The organism is Actinosynnema pretiosum (assembly GCF_002354875.1).
GTDB classification, from domain to species: domain Bacteria; phylum Actinomycetota; class Actinomycetes; order Mycobacteriales; family Pseudonocardiaceae; genus Actinosynnema; species Actinosynnema auranticum.
In genome coordinates, this window is record NZ_CP023445.1 from 2,548,366 (window position 1) to 2,573,419 (window position 25,054).

The following is a 25,054-nucleotide window of genomic DNA, read 5'->3' on the forward strand; positions in this document are numbered from 1 at the left end:
CGCGATGCTACCGAGCCGCCACCCGCGCCCCGAGCTCCCGCACCACCGCCACCAGCAGGTCCACGTCCTCCGGCCGGGTCCGCCAGTTCACGATCGCCGGTCGCAGCGCCACCGAGCCCCGGTGCACCGTCGTCCCCGCGTGCACCCGGCCGTCCTCGGCCAGCGCCGCCCCGAGCGAGCGGTTCAGCGCGTCCAGCCGGGCCGGGTCGGTCACCCCGGCGGGCCGGTACCGGAAGCAGACGACGAACAGCGTCACCGGCGACAGCAGCTCCAGGTCGTCCGCCGCCTCCACCAGCCCGCCGAGCCGCCGCGCCAGCTCCAGGTGCCGCTCCACCACCGCCCGGTGCCCCGCCCGCCCGTACGCGCGCAGCGCCGCCCACAGCGGCAGCGCCCGCGCGCGGCGCGAGGACTCCGGGCCCAGCGTGTTGTAGTCGACCCGCGTGTCGTCCGGTTCCGGCAGGTAGGCCGCGTTCCACGAGCCGAACGCCCGCCCCAGCGCGCTCCGGTCGCGCACCAGCGCGAACCCGCTCTCGTACGGGGTGTTCAGCCACTTGTGGCAGTCCGCCGCCACCGAGTCGGCCCGCTCGACCCCGCGCACCAGCCCCCGCGTGCGCGGCGAGGCGGCGGCGAACAGGCCGAACGCGCCGTCCACGTGCAGCCACGCCCCGTGCCGCTCCGCGAGGTCCGCCAGCTCGTCGAGCGGGTCGTACCGGCCCGCGTCGACCTCGCCCGCCGTGCCGATCAGCACCGAGGGCCCCGAGTCGGCCAGCTCCCGGTCCAGCCGGTCGACGTCCAGGCTCCCGTCCGGGTGGGCCACCAGCCGCACGCCGTCCCGGCCGCAGCCGAGCACCTGCAGGGCCTTGCGGCAGCTCGCGTGCGCGTAGCCGCTGGAGAGCACCGGCATCCTCGGCAGCCCGGCCAGGCCGTCGGCGGCCACGTCCACCCCGTGCTCGGCGGCCCACCACTGCCGCGCGCAGGCCAGGCCGGTCAGGTTCGCGAACGTCGCGCTCGGGGTGAGCACGCCGCCGTGCGAGGCGGGGAACCCGAGCAGGTCCTTCAACCAGCCCAGCACGACGGTCTCGGCCCCCGCGGCCAGCGGCGAGGTCGGCCACAGGCCCGCGGGCTGGTCGAGCAGCGAGACGACCCAGTCCCCGGCCTGCGCGGCGGGGGTGGCGCCGCCGACGACGTAGCCGAAGTACCTCGGGCCCGCGGTGGCGGTGGCGGCTGCCGTCCCCACGCGGAGCAGTTCGGCGACCGCGACGAGCGCGCCGTCGCCGTCCTCGGGGAGCGGGCCGGTCAGCTCGTCGATCAGGCGGTCGCGGCCTGGCGGGTGCACCGGGCGGTCGTCCAGCCCGGCCAGGAACGGGGCCGCCGCGCGCGCCACCAGCTCCAGCGCGGCGGCGGCGTTGTCGACCGGGCCGCGACCGGCGGCGTCCGGCGGGATCGGGGGCTGCTCGAACGGGTCCTGCCCGCCCGCGTGCTTGCCGGCCGCGTTATCGCTGGTCAGGTCCGGGGCGGGGGCCTCGGGGCGTCCTCGGTCGTCCACCGGTCCGAGCGTAGGCCGGGGTGGGGGTGGTGGGGCCGCGGTGACCTGCGCCGTTGCGGGTTCACCGGTGCGCGGCTTCGGCGGAGGGGCACGTCCGGGTGACAGGCGCGTTCACTCGTCGGTGAACCCACCCGCCGCGTCCCGTCCGCCTCGCCCCGCTACCGCCGCTCCGGGTCAGCGCTGCGCGTCGCGCTCCCGCCGCACGGTCACCTTCCGGCCCTTCATGGTCGCCCCGCGCAGCGCCGTGATCACGTGCTGCGCCGAGCTCTCCGGCACCTCCACCAGCGAGAACCGGTCGGTGATCTCGATCGCGCCGATGTCCCGGCCCTGCAGCCGGGCCTCGCCCGCGATCGCGCCCACGATGTCCTGCGGCCGGATGCCCGAGCTGCGCCCGGCGCCCACGAACAGCCGCGTCATGCCCGCCGTCGGCGGCCGGACCCGGCGCTCGCGCCGCTGCCCGTCGCCCCCCGCGGCGCCGCCCCGGCCCCGGTCGGGGCGGTGCGCGACCTCGGGGATCTCCTCCTCGTCCGCCGCCGCGCCGCTGGCCTCGTGCGCGAGCTTGACCGCCGCGAGCGCCACCTCCATGACGTCGAACTCGTCGGACAGCGACTCCACGACCACCCGGAAGCGCTCCAGGTCGTCCTCCAGCAGGCTCTCGTGCAGCGCCGCGCGGGTCAGCTCCAGCCTGCGGGCCCGCAGGTCGGCCACCGTGGGGACCTTCTCCATGGTGATCCGCTGCTTGGTGACCCGCTCGATCGTCTTGAGCATCCCGTGCTCGCGCGGCTCGGCCAGCGTGATCGCCACGCCCTCGCGGCCCGCGCGGCCGACCCGGCCGATGCGGTGCACGTAGGACTCGGGGGCGGACGGCACGTTGTAGTTCACGACGTGCGTGAGCTGCTCGACGTCCAGGCCGCGCGCCGCCACGTCCGTGGCGACGAGCAGGTCGGCGGTGCCGTTGCGCAACCGCGCCATCACCCGGTCGCGCTGCTCCTGGCTGATGCCGCCGTGCAGCGACTCCGCCCGGTAGCCGCGACCGTTGAGGGTCTCGGTGAGCTGGTCGACCTCGTCGCGGGTGCGGCAGAAGACGATGGCGGCGGTCGGGGCCTCCACGTCCAGCACCCGGCCGAGCGCGGCGGGCTTGTGGGCGCGCGGCACGACGTACGCGACCTGGCGCACGCGCGGGGCCTCGCCGGGCTCGGCGCGCTCCTGGTTGATGGTGATGCGGGCGGGCTCGGTCAGGTGCTGGCGGGCCAGCTTGTCGATGCGCGGGGGCATCGTGGCGGAGAACAGCACGGTCTGCCGCTGCTTGGGGGTCTCTGCCAGGATCGTGTCCAGGTCCTCGGCGAAACCCATGTCGAGCATCTCGTCCGCCTCGTCCAGCACCACGACCTGGAGGTCCTCCAGGTTCAGCGTGCCCCGGCCGAGGTGGTCCACGGCGCGTCCGGGCGTGGCGACGACGACGTCGACGCCGCGCTCCAGCACGCGCAGCTGCCTGCCGATGGGCTGGCCGCCGTAGATAGGGAGCACGCGGGCGTTCAGCTCGCGCCCGTAGCGGTGCACGGCCTCGGAGACCTGCACGGCCAGTTCGCGGGTGGGGACGAGCACGAGCGCGAACGGCGCGTCGCCGCGCTTCTCGACCTGCGCGAGGCGTTCGAGCACGGGCAGCGCGAAGGCGGCGGTCTTGCCGGTCCCGGTGGCGGCCTGCCCGAGCAGGTCACGCCCCTCGGTCAGCGGCCCGATGGCCTCGCGCTGGATGGGGGTGGGTTCTTCGTAGCCGAGTCCGGAGAGCGCCCGCAGCAGTTCGGGGCGGAGCCCGAGGTCGGCGAAGCTGGTCCTGTCGTCGTCGGGCGCGTCGGTCATGAGGTCAAGTCTCGCCGATCGCCGTGGAAGCGCGCGGTGTGGGGTGGGGGTTAGCTCCTGAGGGGAGTGTGCAGGTGAGGTGCGCGTGGCGTTGTCGTGACGGGTGGGTGAAATCGGGTGGGGGTCGTTGGGGCGACCAGCGTTCACGGGGTGCTAGGTGGCGACTACCCGGTGTTAGGCGCGGTCCGCGTCCGGGCGCGCGGGGACCGGCTCACTCCCCCCGCTGCACCACGTGGTGCAGCGCCTGCATCCGCTCGTCCAGCTCCGCCGCGATCGCCGCCGTCCGCGTGAGCTCCTCCACGAACCCCGCCGGGACCTGGCGGTCGTACTTGTAGTGCAGCTTGTGCTCCAGCGTGGCCCAGAAGTCCATCGCGATGGTGCGCAGCTGCACCTCCACCTTGACGTGCACGACCTGGTCCGACAGGAACACCGGGATCCGCACGATCACGTGCAGGCTCCGGTACCCGTTCGGCTTCGGGGTGGTGATGTAGTCCTTGGTCAGCAGCACTTCCACGTCGCTCTGCCGCCCGAGCATCGCGGCGACGCGGTACACGTCCGACACGAACGGGCAGATCACGCGGACGCCCGCCACGTCGTCCAGGTGCTCGCCCGCCAGGTCCAGGTCCTCCGGGAGGCCCTTGCGGCGCAGCTTGGCCAGGATCGCCTCGGGGCGCTTCACCCGCTGCGCGATGTGCTCGATCGGGTCGTGCCGGTGCACGAGGTCGAACTCCTCGCTGAGGATGCGGAGCTTCGTCATCAGCTCGTCGAGCGCGAACTTGTACACCACCAGGGACCGCCGCAGTCCGTCCGCGACGTCGATTTCCATGATCTGAGGATACCTTCGCCCCCTCGGCTACGATCGGGATCGTGAACACGCACTGGCACGTCGTCCTCCCGCCTCCGGGCGCCTGACCGGGCGCAGCGGGGCCGGGCCACGCCACCAGGCCGAGCACGTCACCGCGCCGACCCCGAGCGGTCGGCCGGGCACTTCGCGCGCCCGCCCCCATCCCCCGACGGTCGATGTGGACGGAGAACGACACCGGTGCCATTCCCCGCACGCCCGAACAACCCCCTGCACGGCCCCCTCCCGATCCTCGCCGCCTGCGCCCTCTGGGGCACCACCGGCACCGCCAGCTCCTTCGCGCCCGCCTCCGCCCCCGCCATCGCGGTCGGCTCGGCCGGGCTCGTCGTGGGCGGGTTCCTGCTGCTGCTCGCCGGGACCGGGGCGAGAGCGGTCGCCAAGAGCGCCGACCGGCGGCTGCTGCTGCTCGGCTCGGTGACCGTCGCCGGCTACGCGCTCGCGTTCTACCCGGCGGTCGCCCGCACCGGCGTCGCGGTCGCCACGACCGTGGCCCTCGCCACCGCCCCGATCGTCCTCGGCGCCCGCGCCCGCCCGGCCCTCACCCTCACCGCCGTCCTCGGCTGCGCGCTGCTGGTCCTGGGCGGCAGCGCGGGCGACACCCGGATCGACCCGCTCGGCGTCGCCCTCGCGGTCGTCGCCGGGCTCTCCTACGCCGCCTACTCCGCCGTCTGCGCGCACCTGATCGCCCTCGGCCACCCCTCGCGGGCCGTCGTCGGGGTCGTGTTCGGCGGGGCCTCGGCGCTCGTGCTGCCGGTGCTGCTCGTCGCGGGCGTCTCGTGGATCGCCTCGACGGCGGGCCTGGCCGTGGTCCTGCACCTCGCGGTGCTCACCACGTTCCTGTCCTACCTGCTGTTCGGCTACGGCCTGCGCCGCACCACCGCCGCCGCGGCCACGACCCTCACCCTCGCCGAACCGGCCGTCGCCGCCGTGCTCGGCGTGGTCGTGGTGGGGGAGCGGCTGCCGTGGGTGTCCTGGGCGGGCATGGCGGTGCTGGCCGTCGCGCTCGCCGCCCTCACCCGCGCGCCCCGCACCCCGGAAACGATCACGACCGGCTGACGGAAAACCCCGGCCGAAGGAATTCCCCCGGCTCGGGGGCGGGAATTCGGCGCGGCCTGGCGACCCGCGCCCGGAAAAGGCGCGTCACCCGGCCGGTGGAATGCGCGAGGTCATTCCAGGCACGGGGCGGGCGCGGATCGCACGCGGGAGGGGACCGGTCGACGGGGCGGTCGCACGGCCCCGCGCACCGGGCCGCCAGGGGTCTCCGGCCCTGGCGAAGCGAAACCCCGCCGTGACGGAAGTCACGGCGGGGTTCGTCGCGTCGGCTCGTGCTCGGGGCGCCCGGCTACTCGCCGTGCTGACCGCCCAGCCCGTGCAGGATGCGCTGGATGACCGCCGGATCCACGTCCGGCTCGTCGCCCAACCGCTCGGCGGCGGGGGAGCGCCTCGGCTCGCGGCGCGGCAGCGGCACCGACGAGGCGTTCATCCCCGACGGCAGCCCCAGCTCGCACCACGCCAGCCTGCCGCCCACGGTCAGGTCCACCAGGCCCGCCCGCGACCCGGCCAGCTCCGGCGGCATCGCCACGCGGTCGGCCTCGATCTCGACGGCGAGGTGCTGGCCGGTCAGCCGCAGGCGCACCAGCAGGAAGCCGGGCTGCGACTGGTCGGCGACCTCGACCGCCGCGGCGACGAGTCTGCGCGCTGTCTGGCCCGCCTCGTCCTGCATCGCGGACAGCCGCCACTCGCTCAGCGAGAAGCGCACGAACATCTCCGCGACGTTGACGGCCGTGGGCAACGCGACGAGCCTGATGTCGTCGACCTGCTCGGTCTTGGCGTTCACACCGATCCCTCCTCGCCAGCGTCCGGCGCGTGTGCGCCAGATGGTGCCATGCGTTCGACCGTTGTCACCCACGCGGGGCAGGGACGTGAGCGGACCGTGTCCTCGGCGGCTCGTCGGCTCGGAGCGGTCGAAGGCGACACCACACCTTCCACGCCACCTACTACGGGTGGACCCACCCCCTGGTTCACCTGGACGGGTGGATTAGGTCCGGGAAAAGTACCCCGAGTTGGTCCATGAGCGGAATGGCGACCTGGTCGATGGGGGCCAGAAACACATCTAGGGGGACCACCCGAAGGTGGTCCCCCTAGATGGGGATCGGCGGCCGAATGGCCGCGCTACCGCGCCGGAGCGTGAGCTCAGGCCTGCTTGGCCAGCTCGATCTCCAGCTTGATCTCGATCTTGTCGCTGACGACCGCGCCCGCCGCGCCGCCGGTCACGCCGAAGTCCTTGCGGCTGATCGAGGTGGTGGCGGTGAAGCCCGCGACCTTGGAGCCCTCGGACATGCCGTCGCCGAAGCCGTTCACCTCGACCTCCAGGGTGACCGGCTTGGTGACGCCGCGCAGGGTCAGCTCGCCGTCGATGAAGTACTCCTCGCCCTCGGCGCGCAGCGCGGTCGAGGTGAAGGTGATCTTCGGGTGGTTCGCGGTGTCCAGGAAGTCCGGGGACTGGAGGTGGCCGTCGCGGTCGGCGTTGCGGGTGTCGACGGTGGTGGCGTCGATGGTCGCGGTGACCGTGGACTCCAGGGGGTTCTCGGCGGTGACGACCGAGCCCTCGAAGGCGCCGAAGTGGCCGCGGACCTTGGAGATGCCCAGGTGGCGGACCGTGAACGAGACGTCCGAGTGCACGGGGTCGATCGCCCAGGAGCCGGTCAGGTAGCCGGGGATCTGCGTCGAGGTCATGCGGGTTGTCCTCCTCGGTAGTGCTGGTTGAACTCTCAACTTCAAGCTACCGCAACCTGATTGAGAGTTCAACCAACGACGTATGATGGTGGGATGAGCGATGTGCGGTGGTTGAGCGCGGACGAGCAGCGCGTGTGGCGTTCCTTCATGACCGCCGTGACCAGGTTCACCGAGCACCTGGACCGCCAGCTCCAGCGCGACTCCGGAATGCCCATGGCCTACTACGAGATCCTCGTGGCCCTGTCCGAGTCCGAGGGCCGCGCTCTGAGGATGAGCGAACTGGCCGATCTCTGCCACTCGTCCCGGAGCAGGCTCTCCCACGCGGTGGCCAAGCTGGAGAAGCAGGGCTGGGTGGCCAGGCGGGCCTGCCCCTCCGACCGGCGCGGGTCCATCGCCGAGCTGACCGACGCCGGGTTCGCCGCGCTCGCCGAGGCCGCCCCCGGCCACGTCGGCGCCGTGCGCTCGCACCTGTTCGACGTGCTCACGCCCGAGCAGCTCGACGACCTCGACCGCATCGGGCGGGCCATCAGCGGTGGTCTGGGCAGCGAGTGCGCCCAGGTCCGGGCCGAGCGCGAGGCCGAGGGCGACTGCTGACGGCGGCCGGGGGGGGGGCGACCGGCGCTCAGCGGCCCGCTGCGGGTCCGCGACCGGCCGGGCAGTGGATCTTCCGCCCGGACCGGCGTTCGGCGCGCCGCGACGGCGCTGGGCGGGCGCAACCGCGCGCCGGGACCGGACCGGGGCCGCCGAGGTCACTACGTTCCCCCGAAGGGGTGGCGCAACCGGGTGGGCGCGGGACAGGATGGGCGCCTCCGGGCCGGACGCCCCTCGGGGGCGCGGCGGTGCTGCCGGTCGATCCGGCCAGGTCCCCCTGCCCGGCCGTGACCGCCCCCGGCGCGGCCCCCGGTCGAACGAGGAGTCCGGTGACCAGTACTGCCACCCCCGCGATCGGCGCCGACGAGATCGCGGCGTTCCGCGAGCTGCACACCCGGCTCGGCGACGCCGTCGCCACCGCCCTGCTCGGCAAGCGCGACGTCGTCGACCTCGTGCTCGTGTCCCTGTTCGCGGGCGGCCACGTGCTCCTGGAGGACGTGCCCGGAACCGGCAAGACCACGCTCGCCCGCGCCGTCGCCGCCGCCCTCGGCGGGGTGTCCCGGCGCGTCCAGCTCACCCCCGACCTGCTGCCCTCCGACCTCACCGGCGCCCCGGTGTACGACCCGCAGACCGGCCAGGTCCGCTTCCGCCCCGGCCCCGTCTTCGCGAACGTCCTGCTCGCCGACGAGCTCAACCGGGCCTCCGCCAGGACCCAGTCCGCGCTGCTGGAGGTCATGGCCGAGGGCACCGTCACCGCCGACGGCGCCACGCACGCCGTGCCGGCCCCGTTCCTGGTCCTCGCCACCCAGAACCCCGTCGACCTGGACGGCACCTACCGGCTGCCCGAGGCCCAGCTCGACCGGTTCGCCCTGCGCACCGCCCTCGGCTACCCCGACGCCCCGCACGAGCTGGACGTGCTGCGCCCCGGCAGCGGCGCGGGCCGCGTCTCGGCGGTGCCCACCGTCACCTCGCCGCAGGTCGTCGCCGACCACGGCCGCAGGCTCGCCGCCGTGCACGTCCCCGAGCCGGTCCTGCGCCACCTCACCGACCTCGCCGCCGCCACCCGCGCCGACCCGCGCCTGCGCCTGGGCGTCAGCACCAGGGCACTGCGGTCGCTGGTGCGCTGCGCCCAGGTCCTGGCCGCCACGCGGGGCCGCCACACCGTCGAGCCGGGCGACGTGCGGGAGCTGCTCGACCCGGTCCTCGCGCACCGCCTCCAGCTCACCAGGCAGGCCCAGCTCGCGGGCGCCACCACGACCGGGGTGCTCGCCGAGGCCGCCGCGGCCCTGGGCGCCCGGTGACCCGCGTCCGCCTCACCGGCCGTGGCGCGCTCGCGCTCGCGGTCGGCGCGGCCCTGCTCGCGGCGGGCGCCCTGCACCCCGCGCTCGCCGCGCTCGGCCTCGTCCCCACCGCCCTGACCTGCGCGGTCCTCCTGCTCGCCGCGCGCCAGGTCCCGGCCCGCCCGCGCCGCACCGTGCGGCCGTCGACCGTGCGCAGGCTCGACCCGTGCACCCGCACGATCGAGCTGACCGCCCCCGGCGGGCGGCTGACCGCGCGCTTCGCCGCCACCGAGCGCCTCGACGGGCGGGACGTGCCGGTCCGGTTCCCGGTGCTGCGCCCCGGCGGGACGACCACCGCCGAGTACCCGGTGCCCACCGACCGGCGCGGCGTGCTCACCCTCGGCCCGCTCGTGCTGACCAGGCGCGGACCGGTCGGGCTGGTCGTGAGCCGGACCGAGCTGGCCGACCTCGACCAGGTGCGGGTGGCGCCCAGGGTGCTGCCGGTGCGCGGGATGCCCGGCCGGGTCCGGCGCGGCCGGGTCGGCGCGGACGAGCTGGTCGAGTCGGACGCCGACCCGGTGCTGCGCCCGCACCGGCCCGGCGACCCGCTGCGCGGGCTGCACTGGGCCGCGTCCGCGCGGGCGGGCGGGCTCGTCGTCCGGGAGGGCGCCGCGCCGACGCGCCCGCGCCTGGCGGTGCTGCTGGACGACCGCGCCGCCTCCCACCCCGACCCCGCCGGGTTCGAGGACGCCGTGGAGGTCGCGGCGTCGCTGCTGGTCGCGGCGGTCGACGACGGGCACCCGGCGCACCTGCTGTCCGCGGGGGGAGCGCTGGACGTGGAGCTGGCCGCGCACGACGCCGACCTCGCGCGCACCGGGCTGGCCGACGTGGCGCTCGCGCCGGGGGAGCGCGCCGCCGCGACCGTCCCCGAGCGGGACCTGGACGTGGTCGCCGCGGTGAGCGGACCGGGCGCGGACCTGGCGGCGCTCGTGCTGGAGGCCGCGCGGGCCTCGGTGGGCGTGGTCCTGGTGCTGGACGCGGCGGCCGAACCGGAGGTCGCCGCGCGCGGCACCGTCCTGGTGCTGCGCGCCCCCTCCGCCGAGGGGCTGGTGGACGCCTGGAACGCGGCGGTCGCCCGGTGACCTGTGCTCCTCCCCGTCGGCACTGGCCATTCCGGCCCGCTGGGGGAAGCATTCCGGCATGGACTTCCGCCAAGCCCGCGACTTCCTCCTCCAGCACGCCGACGACCACGACGCCGCCCGCGCGGGCTTCGCCTGGCCCGACCTCGCCGAGTTCAACTGGGCCCTGGACTGGTTCGACGAGATCGCCCGCGACAACGACCGCACCGCCCTGTGGATCGTGGAGGAGGACGGCTCCGAGGGCCGCTGGTCGTTCGCCGAGCTGTCCCGCCGCTCCGCGCAGGTCGCGAACTGGCTGCGCGACAACGGCGTCGCGCGCGGCGACCGGGTCGTGCTCATGCTCGGCAACCAGGTGCAGCTGTGGGAGACCCTGCTCGGCGCGATGAAGCTCGGCGCGGTCGTCATCCCCGCCACCACCCTCCTCGGCCCGGAGGACCTGCGCGACCGCGTCGAGCGCGGCGGCGCGCGGCACGTGGTCGTCACCGCCGAGGACGCGCCCAAGTTCGCCGAGGTCCCCGGCGACTACACCCGGATCGCGGTCGGCGCCCCCGTCGACGGCTGGCTCGACTTCGCCGACAGCGAGCGCGCCGACGCCGCGTTCACCCCGGACGCGCCCACCCGCGCCGACGACACCCTGCTGCTCTACTTCACCTCCGGCACCACCGCCGCGCCCAAGCTGGTCGAGCACACCCACGCCTCCTACCCGGTCGGGCACCTGTCCACCATGTACTGGCAGGGCCTGCGCCCCGGCGACGTGCACCTGAACATCTCCTCGCCCGGCTGGGCCAAGCACGCCTGGAGCAACGTCTTCGCCCCGTGGAACGCCGAGGCGACGGTGTTCGTGCACAACTACCGCCGGTTCGACGCGGCCAGGCTCATGGCGGAGATGGACCGCTGCGGGGTGACCAGCTTCTGCGCGCCGCCGACGGTGTGGCGGATGCTCATCCAGGCCGACCTGACCGCGCTGCGCGTGCCGCCCGCGAAGGTCGTCGGCGCGGGCGAGCCGCTCAACCCCGAGGTGATCGAGCGGGTCGCGCAGGCGTGGGGGGTGACCGTGCGGGACGGGTTCGGGCAGACCGAGACGACCGTGCAGATCGCCAACACCCCCGGTCAGCCGGTCAAGCCCGGCTCGATGGGGCGGCCGGTGCCCGGTTACGAGGTGGTGCTGGTCGACCCGATCACCGGGAAGCCGGGGACCGAGGGCGAGATCTGCCTGGACCTGTCCCGCAGGCCGCTCGGGCTGATGGTCGGCTACCACGGCGACCCGGAGCGCACCGCCGAGGTGATGCGCGGCGGCTACTACCACACCGGGGACGTCGCGTCGGTGGACGAGGACGGGTACCTGACGTACGTGGGGCGCACGGACGACCTGTTCAAGGCCTCGGACTACCGGATCTCGCCGTTCGAGCTGGAGAGCGTGCTGCTGGAGCACGACGCGGTGGCGGAGGCGGCGGTCGTGCCCTCGCCGGACCCGGTGCGGCTGGCGGTGCCGAAGGCGCACGTGGTGCTCGCGCCCGGCTGGGAGCCGACGGCGGAGACGGCGCTGGCGGTGCTGCGGCACGCGCGGGAGCGGCTGGCCCCGTACAAGCGGGTGCGGCGGCTGGAGTTCGGGCCGCTGCCCAAGACGATCTCCGGGAAGATCCGCCGGGTCGAGCTGCGCGAGCAGGAGGACGGCGGGCGCCCCGACGGCGAGCACCGCGAGGAGGACTTCCCGCAGCTGCGCGGGTGACCGGTGGTCGTCGAGGGCCGACCCCCGCGTGCAAGGAGCGCGGGGGCGGGGCCCTGAACCCCATCCGCCCCACGGCACGGGGGCGGGCAGGGCTACTGCCGCGGACCGGACCGCGAGCCGGGTGCTCCCGGCGGACCGTCCGCGGTGACGGTCCGGGCGCGGAGCGGCAGGGGCCCTGGGCGGTGGCCGGTCGGTGGTCTGCCGGGTGCTGCTGGTGACGCCTGCTGCGGCGCTGCGGACGCCGTGCGCTGGACCCGTTCGGGGTTCACGCCACGCGCGTTCGCGGGTCCGGCCCTACGCTCACTCCTGGGGGTCCGGCTTGCGCCTGCGCCCGCCCCCGGACGTCGAGGCGCGCGACTGCGGCTCGGCCGTCTCGACCGGGAGCCCGGCGCCGGGCGTGCCGAGGCCGGGCGTGAGCCCGGAGGTGATGCCCGGAACGGGCGCGGGCTTGGGCGCTTCACCGGTCGTGCCGTCGCCGAGGTGGATGGCTGCCAACTCGTCGTAGATCGGTGTGTTGGTCATCGATGGTCCTTACCCCTTTTGGTCGCAAGTTACACGCTAGCCGCAGGCAAAAGCGCGCAGGGTCGCTCCCCCGATTCCCCCGCTGGTGGCCGTGACCAGAAATCTTCTGACTTCCGATAGACGGACTTCCTAGTATCGTCGGGGGCAGGCCCCGCCGACCGGCGATCCCGGCGGCCACGGGCCACCGCGCAGGTCAAGCGACAGCGAAGTCGGAGGACTGACCGTGACCGCCGCTCCCCAGCCGCACGTGCCCCGCAACCCGGTCCGCTTCGTGACCGCGGCGAGCCTGTTCGACGGCCACGACGCCGCCATCAACATCATGCGCCGCATCCTCCAGTCGCAGGGCGCGGAGGTGGTCCACCTGGGCCACAACCGCTCGGTCCGCGAGGTGGTCGACGCCGCGGTCCAGGAGGACGTCCAGGGCGTGGCCATCAGCGCCTACCAGGGCGGGCACGTCGAGTACTTCACCTACCTCGTGGACCTGCTGCGCGAGCGCGGCGCGGGCCACGTCAAGGTGTTCGGCGGCGGTGGCGGCGTGATCGTGCCCGAGGAGATCGAGCTGCTGCACGGGCGCGGCGTGACCCGGATCTTCTCGCCCGCCGACGGCCAGGAGCTCGGACTGGCCCGGATGATCAACCTGATGGTGCGCGAGTGCGACCACGACCTCGCCGACCCGGCCCGCGTCGACCGGTCCGCCCTGCGCACCGGCAGCCCCGACGCGCTCGCCGCGACCATCACCCTGGCCGAGGCGGGCCGCCTGCCCGGCGACCTGCGCGCCGAGCTGGAGGCCGCCGCGTCCGCCCGCCGGGTGCCCGTGCTGGGCATCACCGGCACCGGCGGCTCCGGCAAGTCCTCGCTCACCGACGAGCTGGTCCGCCGCTTCCGCCTCGACCAGCAGGACAAGCTCCGCATCGCCGTCCTCGCCGTCGACCCCACCCGCCGCCGCGGTGGCGGCGCGCTGCTGGGCGACCGCATCCGGATGAACTGCCTGGAGGGCGACCGGGTCTTCTTCCGGTCCCTGGCCACCCGGCGCGCGGGCTCCGAGGTGCCGGACGGGCTGGCCGACGCGATCCTCGCCTGCAAGGCCGCCGGGTTCGACCTGGTCGTGGTCGAGACGCCGGGCATCGGGCAGGGCGACGCGGCGATCGTGCCGTTCGTCGACCGGTCCCTGTACGTGATGACCCCGGAGTTCGGTGCGGCCTCCCAGCTGGAGAAGATCGACATGCTGGACTACGCCGACGCCGTGGCGATCAACAAGTTCGAGCGGCGCGGCGCCGACGACGCGCGCCGGGACGTGGCCCGCCAGCTCGTGCGCAACCGCGAGGCGTTCGGGGCGTCCTGGGAGGACATGCCGGTCTACGGCACCAGCGCCGCCACGTTCAACGACGACGGCGTCACCGCCCTCTACCAGCACCTGCGCGACGGGCTGGCCGAGCACGGGCTCCAGGTGGACGAGGGCGCGCTGCCGCCGGTGAGCGGCCGGGTGTCCACGGCGGCGGCCACCGTCGTGCCCGCCTCCCGGTCCCGCTACCTGGCCGAGATCGCCGAGACCGTGCGCGGCTACCGCCGGGCCACCGAGACCCAGGTCGACGCGGTGCGCCGGGTCGCGCACCTGGAGGCCGCCCGCGCCGAGCTGGTCGCCGCCGGTCACGACGCCGACGCGCTGGACGAGCTGCTCGCGGGCGCGCGCCGCCGCGTCGACGGGGCCGCCGCCGAGCTGCTGGAGACCTGGCCGTCCGTGGTGGCGGACTACTCCGGCGACGAGCTGGTCGTGAAGGTCCGCGACCGCGAGCTGCGCACCGCCCTGACCCGCACCACGCTGTCCGGCAACCGGGTGCGCCGCGTCGCGCTGCCCCGGCACGACGAGCCCGGCGCGCTGCTGCGGTTCCTGCGCGCCGAGAACCTGCCCGGCCGCTTCCCGTTCACCGCCGGGGTGTTCCCGTTCAAGCGCGAGGGCGAGGACCCGGCGCGCATGTTCGCGGGCGAGGGCGACGCGTTCCGCACCAACCGGCGGTTCAAGTACCTCTCGCAGGGCTCGGCCGCGACCCGGCTGTCCACCGCGTTCGACTCGGTCACCCTCTACGGGCGCGACCCCGACACCCCGCCGGACGTCTACGGCAAGGTCGGCACGTCCGGGGTGTCCATCGCGACCCTGGAGGACATGCGGGCCCTGTACGCCGGGTTCGACCTGACCGCGCCCACCACGTCGGTGTCCATGACCATCAACGGGCCCGCGCCGACGATCCTGGCGTTCTTCCTGAACACGGTGGTCGACCAGCGGGTGGACGCGTTCCGCGCCGAGCACGACCGCGAGCCCGACGAGGGCGAGCGGGAGGAGCTGACCGCGTGGGCGCTGGCGAACGTGCGCGGCACCGTGCAGGCGGACATCCTCAAGGAGGACCAGGGGCAGAACACCTGCATCTTCTCCACCGAGTTCAGCCTGCGGATGATGGCCGACGTGCAGGAGTGGTTCATCCGGCGCGGGGTGCGGAACTTCTACTCGGTGTCGATCTCCGGCTACCACATCGCCGAGGCCGGGGCGAACCCCATCAGCCAGCTCGCGTTCACCCTGGCCAACGGGTTCACCTACGTCGAGTCGTACCTGGCGCGCGGCATGGCGATCGACGACTTCGCGCCGAACCTGTCGTTCTTCTTCTCGAACGGCATGGACGCCGAGTACAGCGTCATCGGGCGGGTGGCGCGGCGGATCTGGGCCGTGACCATGCGGGACAAGTACGGGGCGGGGGAGCGGTCGCAGAAGTTCAAGTACCACGTGCAGACCTCCGGGCGGTCGCTGCACGCGCAGGAGATGGACTTCAACGACATCCGCACCACGCTGCAGGCGCTGTGCGCGCTGTACGACAACTGCAACTCGTTGCACACCAACGCCTACGACGAGGCGGTGACCACGCCGACCGAGTCGTCGGTGCGGCGCGCCATGGCCATCCAGCTGATCATCAACCGGGAGTGGGGGCTGTCGGCGAACGAGAACCCGCTGCAGGGCTCGTTCGTCATCGACGAGCTGACGGACCTGGTGGAGGAGGCGGTGCTCGCCGAGTTCGACCGGATCTCCGAGCGCGGCGGGGTGCTCGGGGCGATGGAGACCGGGTACCAGCGCGGGCGCATCCAGGACGAGTCGATGCTGTACGAGCAGCGCAAGCACGACGGGACGCTGCCGCTCGTCGGGGTGAACACGTTCCTGCCCGAGGACGGCGGGCGCGAGCCGGTGGTGATCGAGCTGGCTCGGGCGACGGAGGAGGAGAAGCGCTCGCAGGTCGAGCGCACCCGCGACTTCGCGGCCCGCAACGCGGACGCGGCGGGGGAGGCGCTGCGGCGGCTCAAGGCGGCGGCGGCGTCGGGGGAGAACGTGTTCGAGGTGCTGGTGGACGCGGCGCGGGTGTGCACGCTCGGGCAGGTCACGGAGGCGTTCTTCGAGGTCGGGGGGCAGTACCGGCGCAACGTGTGAGCCGGTCCGGGGCAGTCCGGCCGAACGCGCGCGGGGACGGCGCCGGCGTGCCACGATCGGGTGACACTGGTAGTGCTGATCGCTGTCACGCGGGGTGGAAGCCCGGTGTCCGTGCCGGGCCTGGGGGATGGCCTGGTGGAGCACGGGTGCGCGGGGTGGGGTTGTGGCGGGGTGGTTCCGGCCTCGGCGGCGTGGTCGGGGCGGTCGGCCGGGCGCGGGCCGAGGGCGTGCCGGGACTGCGGGCGGGTGCTGTGCGCGTCCTGCTCGGCCCGGCGGACCCGCTGCCTGCCGTGCGGCGGCCCCCTGATCGGGGTCACCCGGTGGGGACGGCTGCCGGTTCACCGCCCGCCGGGCGCGGTCCGGCTGTGCGCGCAGGGCGCCGCGCTGGCCGCCGAAGGCCGGTCGGCCGAGGCCCTGACCAGGTTCGACCACGCGATCCGGGCCCGCCCGCACTACGTGGAGGCCCGGTCGCGGCGGGCCGCGCTGCTGGTCGACCGGGGCGACCCGGACGCCGCCCTGGCGGACTGCGACCACGTGCTCGCCCTGGAACCCGATCACCCGCCCGCGTGGTACGACCGGGCGACAGCGCTCACCCTGCGCGGTCACCTGCCCGAGGCGGTGGCGGCCTACGACGAGGCGGTCCGCCGCTGCCCCCGCTTCCTGGCCGCGCACGTCAACCGCGCCGTGGCGGTGCTGGAGCTGGGCGAGGCGGAGCGCGCGCTGCGGCTGTGCGACGAGGCGGCCCGGCTCCTGGCCGGCCCCGGCGACGTCGAGGGCGACGACGCCACCGGCACGCACCTGGCGGGCGCGCGCGGCGCGTGCCTGCTGGTCCTGGACCGGCCGGAGGAGGCGCTCGACGCCCTGGACGCGGCGATCGGCGACGGGCCGGGGGAGCCGAACATGCTGCGCAACCGCGCACTGGCGCTGCTGCGCCTCGGCCGCCACGAGGAAGCGCGGGTCGCGGCGCTGGCGGCGCGCAGGAAGACCTGATGGTGGGCCGGGAAAGCCTGGTGACGGGCCGGGCGGGCCTGATGACGCACCGGGACGCCCTGGCGGCGGACCGGGCGGGCCCGCCCCGCCACCGCCCCCGACCAGCGGCGAGGGGGCGCCCGCCACCCGGCGAGCGCCCCCTCCGCGAACGGTCCGTCCGCCCGACGGCCCTACCGGGCCCCCGCCCGCTCGCGGGCCTGCGCGCGCAGCGCCATCGCGGCCCGCTCCAGCGTCCCGAGCACCCCCGGCGGCAGGTCCTGGCTGCGGCCGACGACCTCCTGCAGCATCACCTGCATCGGCGTCGTCTCCTCCTGCTCCACCACCGCCAGCACCTTGAACACCGTGCCCGGCGCGAACAGCACCCGCTCCTGCAGCACGCTCCCGAACGAGTCCACCACCGTCACCCGGCGCCCGGTCGTGGACCACACCACGAACTCCACGCGCCCGTCCACCGGCATCGACGGCCCGGCGACCGTGCTCAGCACCGCCGCGTCCGACAGCAGGTCCCCGGTGCGCAGCCGCCTGGCCTCGCCCCAGCCCACCGTCACGCCCTGGTGCACCGGCAGCCGCCGCAGGCCCGACACCACGCCCGCCGCGTGCGGCCACAACCGGCCGAGCCTGCCGGTGCGGAACGCCTCCGTCAGCAGCTCGTGGTCCTGCGTCAGGAACGCCGACACCGCCGCCAGGTCCGTGACCACGGCCTCGAACGCCTCCGGGTCCGACGGCCGCTCGGCCAGGTGCCTGCACGCCACGGCCGCGTGCTCGCCGTACCGCTCGCCCATCATCCGCCGCAGCGCGTCCCGCTCCATCTCGGTGCTGCGGTGCTCCGGCGGCACGGTCTCCTCGCCGGACTGCTCCTCCCACGTCGGGCTCACCGGCGCGGGCAGCGGCCCGTCCACGCTCAGCGGCACCGGCACCTCCGGCACGGACGGCTCCGGCGGCTCCTCGGCGACCGGCGGGCGCGGCATCGGCGTCGGGTCGCAGAACACCACCTTCAGCAGCCTGCGCACCTCCGGCTCCAACCGCTCCACCAGCGACGCGCCCGCCACCGCGACCGCGCCCGCCGTCGTGCGGCCCGGCGTGCCCACGGTCAGCCGCGCCCACTCCGGGTCCACCGGCAGCGCCCGCACCTCCGTGGTGGTGCCGTCCTCCGCGTCGTGCACCCACAGCCCGGACGGCACGACCTCCAGCACCACGCCGCCGCCCAGGTCGAACACGCCGGGCGCGCGCTCCACCAGCCCGTGCACCGGCGGCCGGTACGCGGCGACCAGCGGGCCGGAGCCCGGCCGGTACGCGACCTCGGTGACGTACGGCCGCCAGGTCGGCTGGCCCTGCGGGTTCACCGCGACCACCGACGCGCCCATGCGCAGCATCCCCACCGGCAGCCCGGTGTACAGCGCGACCGGCTCACCCAGCTGGTCGGCCACCGACTGGGCGGCGTGCTCCCCGCCGAACCACACCAGCCGCACGCGGGTGCGCGCCGCCGTCGGCAACCCGCCGATCAGCCTGCACACCTCCTCGACCGGGATGGGCGGCTGGCCGGGGCCGCCGACCACGACGGTGAGCACGTTGTCCCGGCACGGCAGCGACAGCACCGCCCGCGCCTCCGGCGAGTTCGGGTCGAACGCCACCCGCTGGGCGCGCAGCCACAACCCGGACGGGATCGGCTCGCTGATGCCGACCTCGCCGGTCGGCCACGGCGAGTTCGGGTCGACCGCCTCCCACTGGGGCACCGGGAACCGGCGGCCCATCGGCGTCGGCGACGCGCCGGGGAGGAACCGCAGCCAGGCGCCGTAGCCGCCGCCCGTCCCGGTCACGAACACCACGCCCGGCACGATCGCCAGCGCGCCGTCCGGGGCCACGACCTCGGCCTGGAGCTGATCGGCGAGCCACTGGGCGGGCGCGGTCGGGCGCATCGACCCGGCGTGCGAGACCACGAGCCGCACCGGCCCGCGACCCTGCAGGGCCACGGCGACGGCGGGCCAGAACGCGGCCTCCTCGGCGGGCGGCACGTCCACCACGACCACGGTGCGCCCGCGCTCCACGGGCAGCGACCTGGCCAGGTTCGTGGCCGACGCGGTCACCCCGGAGGGCTGGCCGACGACGAGCGCGGCCCCGGCGAACGAGGTGGTGAACGGCTCGGGCTCCTCCTGCGGTGGGTAGGCGGGCTCCGAGGCGTAGACGGACGAGGAGGGGCTCAGCGACCCCGAGCGGCTCTCGCCCTGGGCGGCGCTCCCGGTCGGGGAGCCGCCCAGCGCGGGGCTGCCGAGCGTCGAGCTGCCCAGCGCCGCGCCGATGGTCCCGGTCGTGGCGTTGGGGTCGGGGTACACGGAGCCCGACGGTTCGGTGTACACCGTGTCGGCGTACGAGTTGTCCGGCGTCACCGGTTCTCCGATCACCGATGGCGGCGGTGGTGGTGGCATGGGGGGCAGGGGGGCCGGTGGGGGCGGTGGGACGACCGGCTCGTCCTTCTGCGAGGAACGGCGGAACATCACAGCGCCCGATCACCTCCAGACAGGTCCGCGAGCACGCCCGCACTCTATCCACATCGTCACCCGATCGTGTCCTTGCCGTCTCCGTTCGCGCACCGTGAGTTGTCCACTGTGGACGTTCTACGCAGCGTCACGCGGCACTGACGCTCGAACGCGTGTTTGACCACCGCCCGACGAAATGTCCGACGGCGCGGCTACCCTCCACTACCGTGAACCGCCCGAAGCGCACCCAGACCAGGGGAGACCGGTGACCGCAGAGATCCTTTACGGGGCCGACGACCTCACCCACCTCGAAGGTCTTGAAGCGGTTCGCAAGCGCCCCGGCATGTACATCGGCTCCACCGACAGCCGAGGGGTCAACCACCTCTTCTCCGAGGTGATCGACAACTCGACCGACGAGGGAGTCGCAGGGCACGCGACCCGCATCACCGTGACCCTCCACCCGGACGGAAGCGTCCAGGTGGATGACGACGGCCGGGGGATCCCGACCGGCGTGCACGCCAAGTCCGGTCTGTCCGGAGTGGAGCTCGTCCTGACCCGCCTGCACGCCGGCGGCAAGTTCGGCGGCTCCGGCTACAAGACCTCCGGCGGACTGCACGGCGTCGGCGCCTCCGCCGTCAACGCCCTCTCGCACCGCTACGACGTGGTCGTGCGGCGCGAGGGCAAGACCCACGAGATGTCCTTCGCCCACGGCGTCCCCGGTGTCTTCGACGGGCCGGGCCCGAAGGCCGCCTTCACCCGCCAGTCCGGACTCAGGGTCACCGGCCGCACCCGCAAGACCGGCACCTCCACCCGCTACTGGCACGACTCGCGCTACTTCGAGAACGGCGCCGCGCTCGACCACGAGGCCGTGCGCGCGAAGCTGCGCAACACCGCGTTCCTCGTGCCCGGCGTCACGTACGTGCTGCGCTCGGCCGTCGACGGCAAGATCGCCGAGGAGGTCTTCCACTACCCCGGCGGTCTCGCGGACATGGTCGACTTCCTCGCGCCCTCCTCGGAGAAGCCCGTCACCGGCAAGATCACCATCACCGGCGAGGGCGTCTACCACGAGAACGCCGCCGACGAGAACGGCGTCATGCGCTCCAAGGTCGAGCGGCACGCCGAGGTCGAGATCGCGCTGCGCTGGGGCACCGGCTACGAGCGCACGGTGGAGTGCTTCACCAACACCATCCGCAACGTGCACGGCGGCACGCACCGGCGCGGCTTCGAGCGCGCCGTGCTCAAGTCCGTGCAGGAGGCCATCGGCCGCACCAGGGGCCTGCTCAAGCCGAAGGAGGACCCGCCCACCCTCGACGACGTGCTGGAGGGCATGACCGCGGTCGTGCACGTGCGCGTGCCCGAGCCGCAGTTCACCTCGCAGACCAAGGACGAGCTGTCCACCGCGGGCGTCACCAGGGTCGTGCTCGCCCTGGTGGACAAGCACATCAAGGCGTGGACCGAGGACCGCCGCACCAAGGCGGAGGCCAAGGTCGTCCTCCAGAAGGTCGTCGACGCCGCCCGCGTCCGGCTCACCCAGAAGCAGCAGAAGGACGCGGCCCGCCGCAAGACCGCGCTGGAGGGCGCGGCGATGCCGCCCAAGCTCGTCGACTGCCGCACCACCGGTGTCGCGCGCAGCGAGCTCTTCCTCGTGGAGGGCGACAGCGCGCTCGGCTCGGCCCGCATGGCCCGAGTCTCCGAGTACCAGGCCCTGCTCCCGCTGCGCGGCAAGATCCTCAACGTGCAGAAGGCCAGCCTCGCCGACACCCTGCGCAACGCCGAGATCGCCTCGATCGTGCAAGTCCTGGGCGCGGGCACCGGCCGCACGTTCGACCTGTCGACCATGCGCTACGGCCGCGTCATCCTGATGGCCGACGCCGACGTCGACGGCTCGCACATCCGCACCCTGCTCATCACCCTGTTCGCCAAGTACATGCGACCCGTCATCGAGGACGGCAGGCTGTACGCCGCGATGCCCCCGCTGCACAAGGTCGTCACCAAGGGGCGCAACGCGGAGACCCACTTCACCTTCACCCAGCGCGAGATGGAGCAGAAGGTCGCCCGGTTGGAACGGGCGGGCAAGACCGTGGTCAAGCCCGTCCCCCGGTTCAAGGGCCTCGGCGAGATGGACGCCGAGGAGCTGTGGGACACCACCATGAACCCCGCCACCCGCTCCGTCCGCCGCATCACCCTCGCCGACGTCGAGGCGGCCGAGGCCGCGCTCGAACTGCTCATGGGCGAGAAGGTGGAACCCCGGCGGGCCTGGCTCGTCGCGTCCGCGGCGCGGGTCGACCAGTCCGCCATCGACGTCTGACGCCAGGAGAACGCTCAGCCATGGCACGCCGCAAGGGACCCGTCACCAGGGTCGACCCGTCCGCCTTCGACAGCGCGGGCGCCAAGGTGATCGACAACTCCCTCACCACCGAGATCGAGGACTCGTACCTGGAGTACGCGTACTCGGTCATCCACTCCCGCGCCCTGCCGGACGCGCGAGACGGCCTCAAGCCGGTGCACCGCCGGATCCTGTTCTCGATGAACGAGCAGAACCACCGGCCGACCTCGCCGTACGTGAAGTCCTCCCGCGTGGTCGGTGACTGCTTCGTGCGGGGCGCGCTCGTGTCCACCCCCTCCGGGGTGCGGCCGATCGAGGAGATCGTGGTCGGCGACCACGTGCTCGACCCGGCGGGTTCGCCCGTGCGGGTGGCGCAGGTGTACGAGAACCCGGTGTCCGAGCTGGTCAGGGTGGCCTTCTCGGACGGCCGGACCATGCTGGTCACGCCCGGTCAGCGGTTCCGGGTCCACGCGGGCAGCGAGGTCGAGTGGGTCGCCGCGCGCGACCTGGTCGGCCGCCGCGCGGTCGCCCTCGGCCCCGATCGCGCGTCCGCGCTGCTCGGGGACGGCGACCAGTACGCCCACGTGCTGGGCCTGCTCGCCTCGGCGGGCGTCGACGGGCAGCGGCTGCGCCTGGTCGACGAGGGCCCGGCGGACGCCGTCCACGGCTGGGCCATCGCCGCGGGCGTGGTCGTGACCAGGGACAAGCTGCCCGCCGCCGGTCCCGGGGGCCGCGACGTGCACGTGCTCGACCTGGACGGCCACGTCGGCGTGCGCGCCGCCGTCGCCTCCGGGGCCGCGCCCGCCGCCGTGCTGCTCCAGCGCGACCGGTGGGCCGCGTTCCTCGCGGGCGTCTTCGACGGCGCCGGCTCGGTCCGCGACGGCGAGGTCGTCCTCGGCGTGCGCACCGCGCTGCTCGCCGAGCAGGTCGGCGCGCTGCTCGCCGACTGCGGACTGCCCGCGACCAGGGCGGACGGCGAGATCCGGCTGTCCGGCGGGGCCGCCGCCACCCTCGGCGCCGCCCTGCTGCCGTGGGCCCGCTCGGCCGCCGAGCAGGACCTGCGCGAGCTGACCGGCGCGGTCGAGCACGCCGTCCCGGAGGTCGTGTCGGTGGAGCCGGCCGCCCCGGACACCACCTACGACATCCAGGTCGACGCCGACGAGCACGCGTTCGTCGTGGACGGCCTCGTCGTGCACAACTGCATGGGCAAGTACCACCCGCACGGCGACACCGCGATCTACGACGCGATGGTGCGGCTGGCGCAGGACTTCTCGCTGAACACCCCGCTCATCGACGGCCACGGCAACTTCGGTTCGCCAGATGATGGACCGGCTGCCTCGCGTTACACCGAGGCCCGCATGTCCGGCGCGGCGATGCTGCTGGTCGGCGAGCTGGACGAGGACACCGTCGAGTTCCGCCCGAACTACGACGGCTCGCTCACCGAGCCGGCCGTGCTGCCCGCCGCGTTCCCGAACCTGCTGGTCAACGGCACCTCGGGCATCGCGGTCGGCATGGCCACGAACATGATCCCGCACAACCTCGGCGAGGTCGTGGCGGCGGCGCGGCACCTGGTCAAGCACCCGGACGCCGACCTCGACAAGCTCATGGAGTTCGTGCCCGGCCCCGACCTGCCCACGGGCGGGATGCTGCTGGGCCTGGACGAGGTGCGCAAGGCGTACGAGACGGGGCGCGGCGTGGTGCGGATGCGCGCCACCGTCACCACCGGGCCGCTGGAGGGCAGCCGGGGCAGGCAGGCGATCACGGTCACCGAGCTGCCGTACGGCGTCGGCCCGGAGAAGATCATCGAGAAGATCACCGACGAGGTGAACAAGTCCAAGCGGCTCACCGGCATCGCCGACGTCAAGGACCTCACCGACCGGGAGAACGGCATCCGCCTGGTCATCGAGTGCAAGGTGGGCGTCAACCCGCAGGCGCTGCTGGCGGACCTGTACCGGCTCACCCCGCTGGAGCAGTCGTTCGGCATCAACAACCTGGTGCTGGTCGACGGCGAGCCGCGCACGCTCGGGCTCAAGGCGCTGCTGGAGGTGTTCCTGGCCCACCGGTACGAGGTGGTCACCCGGCGCACCAGGTTCCGCCGCCGCAAGCGCGAGGACCGGCTGCACCTGGTCGAGGGCCTGCTCAAGGCCCTGATCGACATCGACAAGGTGATCAAGCTGATCCGCCGCAGCGAGAACGCGCAGGCCGCCAAGGAGGGCCTGGTCAGCTCCTTCGAGCTGTCCGAGACCCAGGCCGCCTACATCCTGGACACGCCGCTGCGCCGCCTCACCCGGTTCGACTCGATCGAGCTGGAGGGCGAGCAGGAGCGGCTGCTCAAGGAGATCGCCGAGCTGTCCACGATCCTCGACGACGACAAGGTGCTGCGCCGGGTCGTGTCGAACGAGCTGGGCAAGGTCGCCAAGGACCTCTCCGTCGAGCGCCGCACCACGCTGCTCGACGGCGACCTGAAGGAGGTGCTGGCCGCCTCGCGCACCTCCGGTCCGCTGGAGGTCGCGGACGACCCGTGCCAGGTCGTGCTGTCGGCGACGGGCCTGGTGGCGCGCACCGCCGCCGAGTCCGAGGAGGCCGTGGAGGGGCGCAAGCGCAGCGGCCGGGCCAAGCACGACGCGGTGGCGGCGACCGTGCACACCACCGCGCGCGGGCAGGTGCTGCTGGTGACCAGCAGGGGGCGCGCGTTCAAGACCGACGTGCTGCCGCTGCCGGTGCTGCCGCAGGGCGAGGGCACGCTCTCGCTCAGCGGCGGGGTGCCGGTGCGCGAGCTGGTGGACCTGGACGCGGGGGAGCGGGTGGTCGGCATCGCCCCGCTGGGCGAGACCGACTCGCCGGGGCTCGCGCTCGGGACCAGGCAGGGCGTGGTGAAGGTGTGCGCGCCCGAGTGGCCGGTGCGGTCGGACGAGTTCGAGGTGATCGGGCTCAAGGCCGGTGACGAGGTCGTGGGCGCGCAGTGGCTGGCCGACGGCCAGGAGTCGCTGGTGTTCGTGTCCTCGGAGGCGTCGCTGCTGCGGTACGCCGCGTCGCTGGTGCGCCCGCAGGGCCTGCGCGGCGGCGGCATGGCCGGCATCACGCTGCCGGGGGAGGCGTCGGTGGTGTTCTTCGGCGCGGTGCGCACGGACGACGCCGAGCACGGCGAGCCGGTGGTGGTGACCTCGACCGGGCAGAGCGTGAAGGTGACGCCGTTCGACCTGTACCCGGCCAAGGGGCGGGCGACCGGCGGTGTCCGGGCGCACCGGTTCCTCAAGGGGGAGACCGGGCTGGCGCTGGCGTGGGTCGGCGCCCGGCCCGCCGCGGTGACCGAGTCGGGGGCGGCGGTGGAGCTGCCGGAGGTCGACCCGCGCCGGGACGGCTCGGGCGCGCCGCACCCCGGTCCGGACGTCATCGGGCACCTGGTGGAACGCGCCTAGCGCGCCGCTCCCGGCAGGGCTTCCGAGGCCCCCGATCCCGGTGTGACGCCGGGGTCGGGGGCCTCGTCACGTCGTTCGGCTTGATAACGACAGTCATGTTCAGTGAGGATGGCG

The 25,054-nt window shown here is 74.3% G+C and carries 16 protein-coding genes; 9 read left to right on the forward strand and 7 right to left on the reverse strand.

Annotated elements, in window-relative coordinates:
* Positions 1–7: 7 nt before the first annotated feature.
* From CNX65_RS11530 to CNX65_RS11540, 3 genes are all read right to left on the reverse strand, one after another.
* Positions 8–1,546: a pyridoxal phosphate-dependent decarboxylase family protein gene (locus CNX65_RS11530; protein ID WP_096492779.1), complete on the reverse strand. Its 1,539-nt coding sequence runs from the start codon at positions 1,544–1,546 to the stop codon at positions 8–10.
* 174 nt (positions 1,547–1,720) lie between these two features.
* Entirely contained in the window at positions 1,721–3,406 is a 1,686-nt protein-coding gene (locus tag CNX65_RS11535) for a DEAD/DEAH box helicase (protein WP_096492780.1), read from the reverse strand.
* Positions 3,407–3,617: 211 nt separating this feature from the next.
* Entirely contained in the window at positions 3,618–4,232 is a 615-nt protein-coding gene (locus CNX65_RS11540; RefSeq protein WP_015801097.1) for a GTP pyrophosphokinase, read from the reverse strand.
* Positions 4,233–4,448: 216 nt separating this feature from the next.
* Here CNX65_RS11540 and CNX65_RS11545 point away from each other — a divergent pair, with 216 nt between their 5' ends.
* Positions 4,449–5,324, forward strand: a complete 876-nt coding sequence (locus CNX65_RS11545; RefSeq protein ID WP_096492781.1) for an EamA family transporter — start codon at positions 4,449–4,451, stop codon at positions 5,322–5,324.
* A gap of 286 nt (positions 5,325–5,610) precedes the next feature.
* On the opposite strand, the gene CNX65_RS11550 is transcribed toward CNX65_RS11545, so the two are convergent.
* Entirely contained in the window at positions 5,611–6,105 is a 495-nt protein-coding gene (locus CNX65_RS11550; protein WP_096492782.1) for a histidine kinase, read from the reverse strand.
* 356 nt (positions 6,106–6,461) lie between these two features.
* Positions 6,462–7,004 carry a YceI family protein gene (locus tag CNX65_RS11555; RefSeq protein ID WP_096492783.1) on the reverse strand — a complete coding sequence of 181 codons (543 nt, stop codon included), beginning with the start codon at positions 7,002–7,004 and terminating at the stop codon, positions 6,462–6,464.
* Positions 7,005–7,097: 93 nt separating this feature from the next.
* On the opposite strand from CNX65_RS11555, the gene CNX65_RS11560 reads away from it, so the two are divergent.
* The 4 genes from CNX65_RS11560 (at position 7,098) to CNX65_RS11575 (ending at position 11,743) form a co-directional block, all read left to right on the forward strand.
* The gene (locus CNX65_RS11560) at positions 7,098–7,598 is read left to right on the forward strand and encodes a MarR family winged helix-turn-helix transcriptional regulator (protein ID WP_096492784.1); all 501 of its coding nucleotides are present in this window, start codon (positions 7,098–7,100) and stop codon (positions 7,596–7,598) included.
* Between the two features lie 326 nt (positions 7,599–7,924).
* A complete protein-coding gene (locus CNX65_RS11565) occupies positions 7,925–8,896 on the forward strand; it encodes an AAA family ATPase (RefSeq protein WP_096492785.1) in 972 nt (323 codons plus the stop codon).
* On the forward strand, positions 8,893–10,017 hold the full coding sequence (locus tag CNX65_RS11570; RefSeq protein WP_096492786.1) for a DUF58 domain-containing protein: 1,125 nt from the start codon (positions 8,893–8,895) through the stop codon (positions 10,015–10,017). Before CNX65_RS11565 ends, CNX65_RS11570 begins: the two co-directional genes overlap by 4 nt.
* Positions 10,018–10,075: 58 nt before the next feature.
* Positions 10,076–11,743 carry an AMP-binding protein gene (locus tag CNX65_RS11575; protein ID WP_096492787.1) on the forward strand — a complete coding sequence of 556 codons (1,668 nt, stop codon included), beginning with the start codon at positions 10,076–10,078 and terminating at the stop codon, positions 11,741–11,743.
* Positions 11,744–12,043: 300 nt separating this feature from the next.
* Here CNX65_RS11575 and CNX65_RS11580 read toward each other — a convergent pair whose 3' ends face one another.
* Positions 12,044–12,265 carry a hypothetical protein gene (locus CNX65_RS11580; protein ID WP_015801105.1) on the reverse strand — a complete coding sequence of 74 codons (222 nt, stop codon included), beginning with the start codon at positions 12,263–12,265 and terminating at the stop codon, positions 12,044–12,046.
* A 223-nt stretch (positions 12,266–12,488) separates the two neighbouring features.
* Here CNX65_RS11580 and icmF point away from each other — a divergent pair, with 223 nt between their 5' ends.
* Together icmF and CNX65_RS11590 are read left to right on the forward strand one after the other, a co-directional pair.
* Positions 12,489–15,731: a fused isobutyryl-CoA mutase/GTPase IcmF gene (gene icmF, locus CNX65_RS11585; protein WP_177154404.1), complete on the forward strand. Its 3,243-nt coding sequence runs from the start codon at positions 12,489–12,491 to the stop codon at positions 15,729–15,731.
* A 105-nt stretch (positions 15,732–15,836) separates the two neighbouring features.
* Positions 15,837–16,721, forward strand: a complete 885-nt coding sequence (locus tag CNX65_RS11590) for a tetratricopeptide repeat protein (RefSeq protein WP_177154403.1) — start codon at positions 15,837–15,839, stop codon at positions 16,719–16,721.
* Positions 16,722–16,891: 170 nt separating this feature from the next.
* On the opposite strand, the gene CNX65_RS11595 is transcribed toward CNX65_RS11590, so the two are convergent.
* On the reverse strand, positions 16,892–19,120 hold the full coding sequence (locus tag CNX65_RS11595) for a hypothetical protein (protein ID WP_232519792.1): 2,229 nt from the start codon (positions 19,118–19,120) through the stop codon (positions 16,892–16,894).
* 340 nt (positions 19,121–19,460) lie between these two features.
* Between CNX65_RS11595 and CNX65_RS11600 the strand changes: the two genes are divergently transcribed.
* Complete coding sequence (locus CNX65_RS11600; RefSeq protein WP_096492790.1) at positions 19,461–21,503, forward strand: DNA gyrase/topoisomerase IV subunit B; 2,043 nt, start codon at positions 19,461–19,463, stop codon at positions 21,501–21,503.
* A 20-nt stretch (positions 21,504–21,523) separates the two neighbouring features.
* The gene (locus CNX65_RS11605; protein WP_096492791.1) at positions 21,524–24,940 is read left to right on the forward strand and encodes a DNA topoisomerase (ATP-hydrolyzing); all 3,417 of its coding nucleotides are present in this window, start codon (positions 21,524–21,526) and stop codon (positions 24,938–24,940) included.
* The last annotated feature ends 114 nt before the right edge of the window (positions 24,941–25,054 follow it).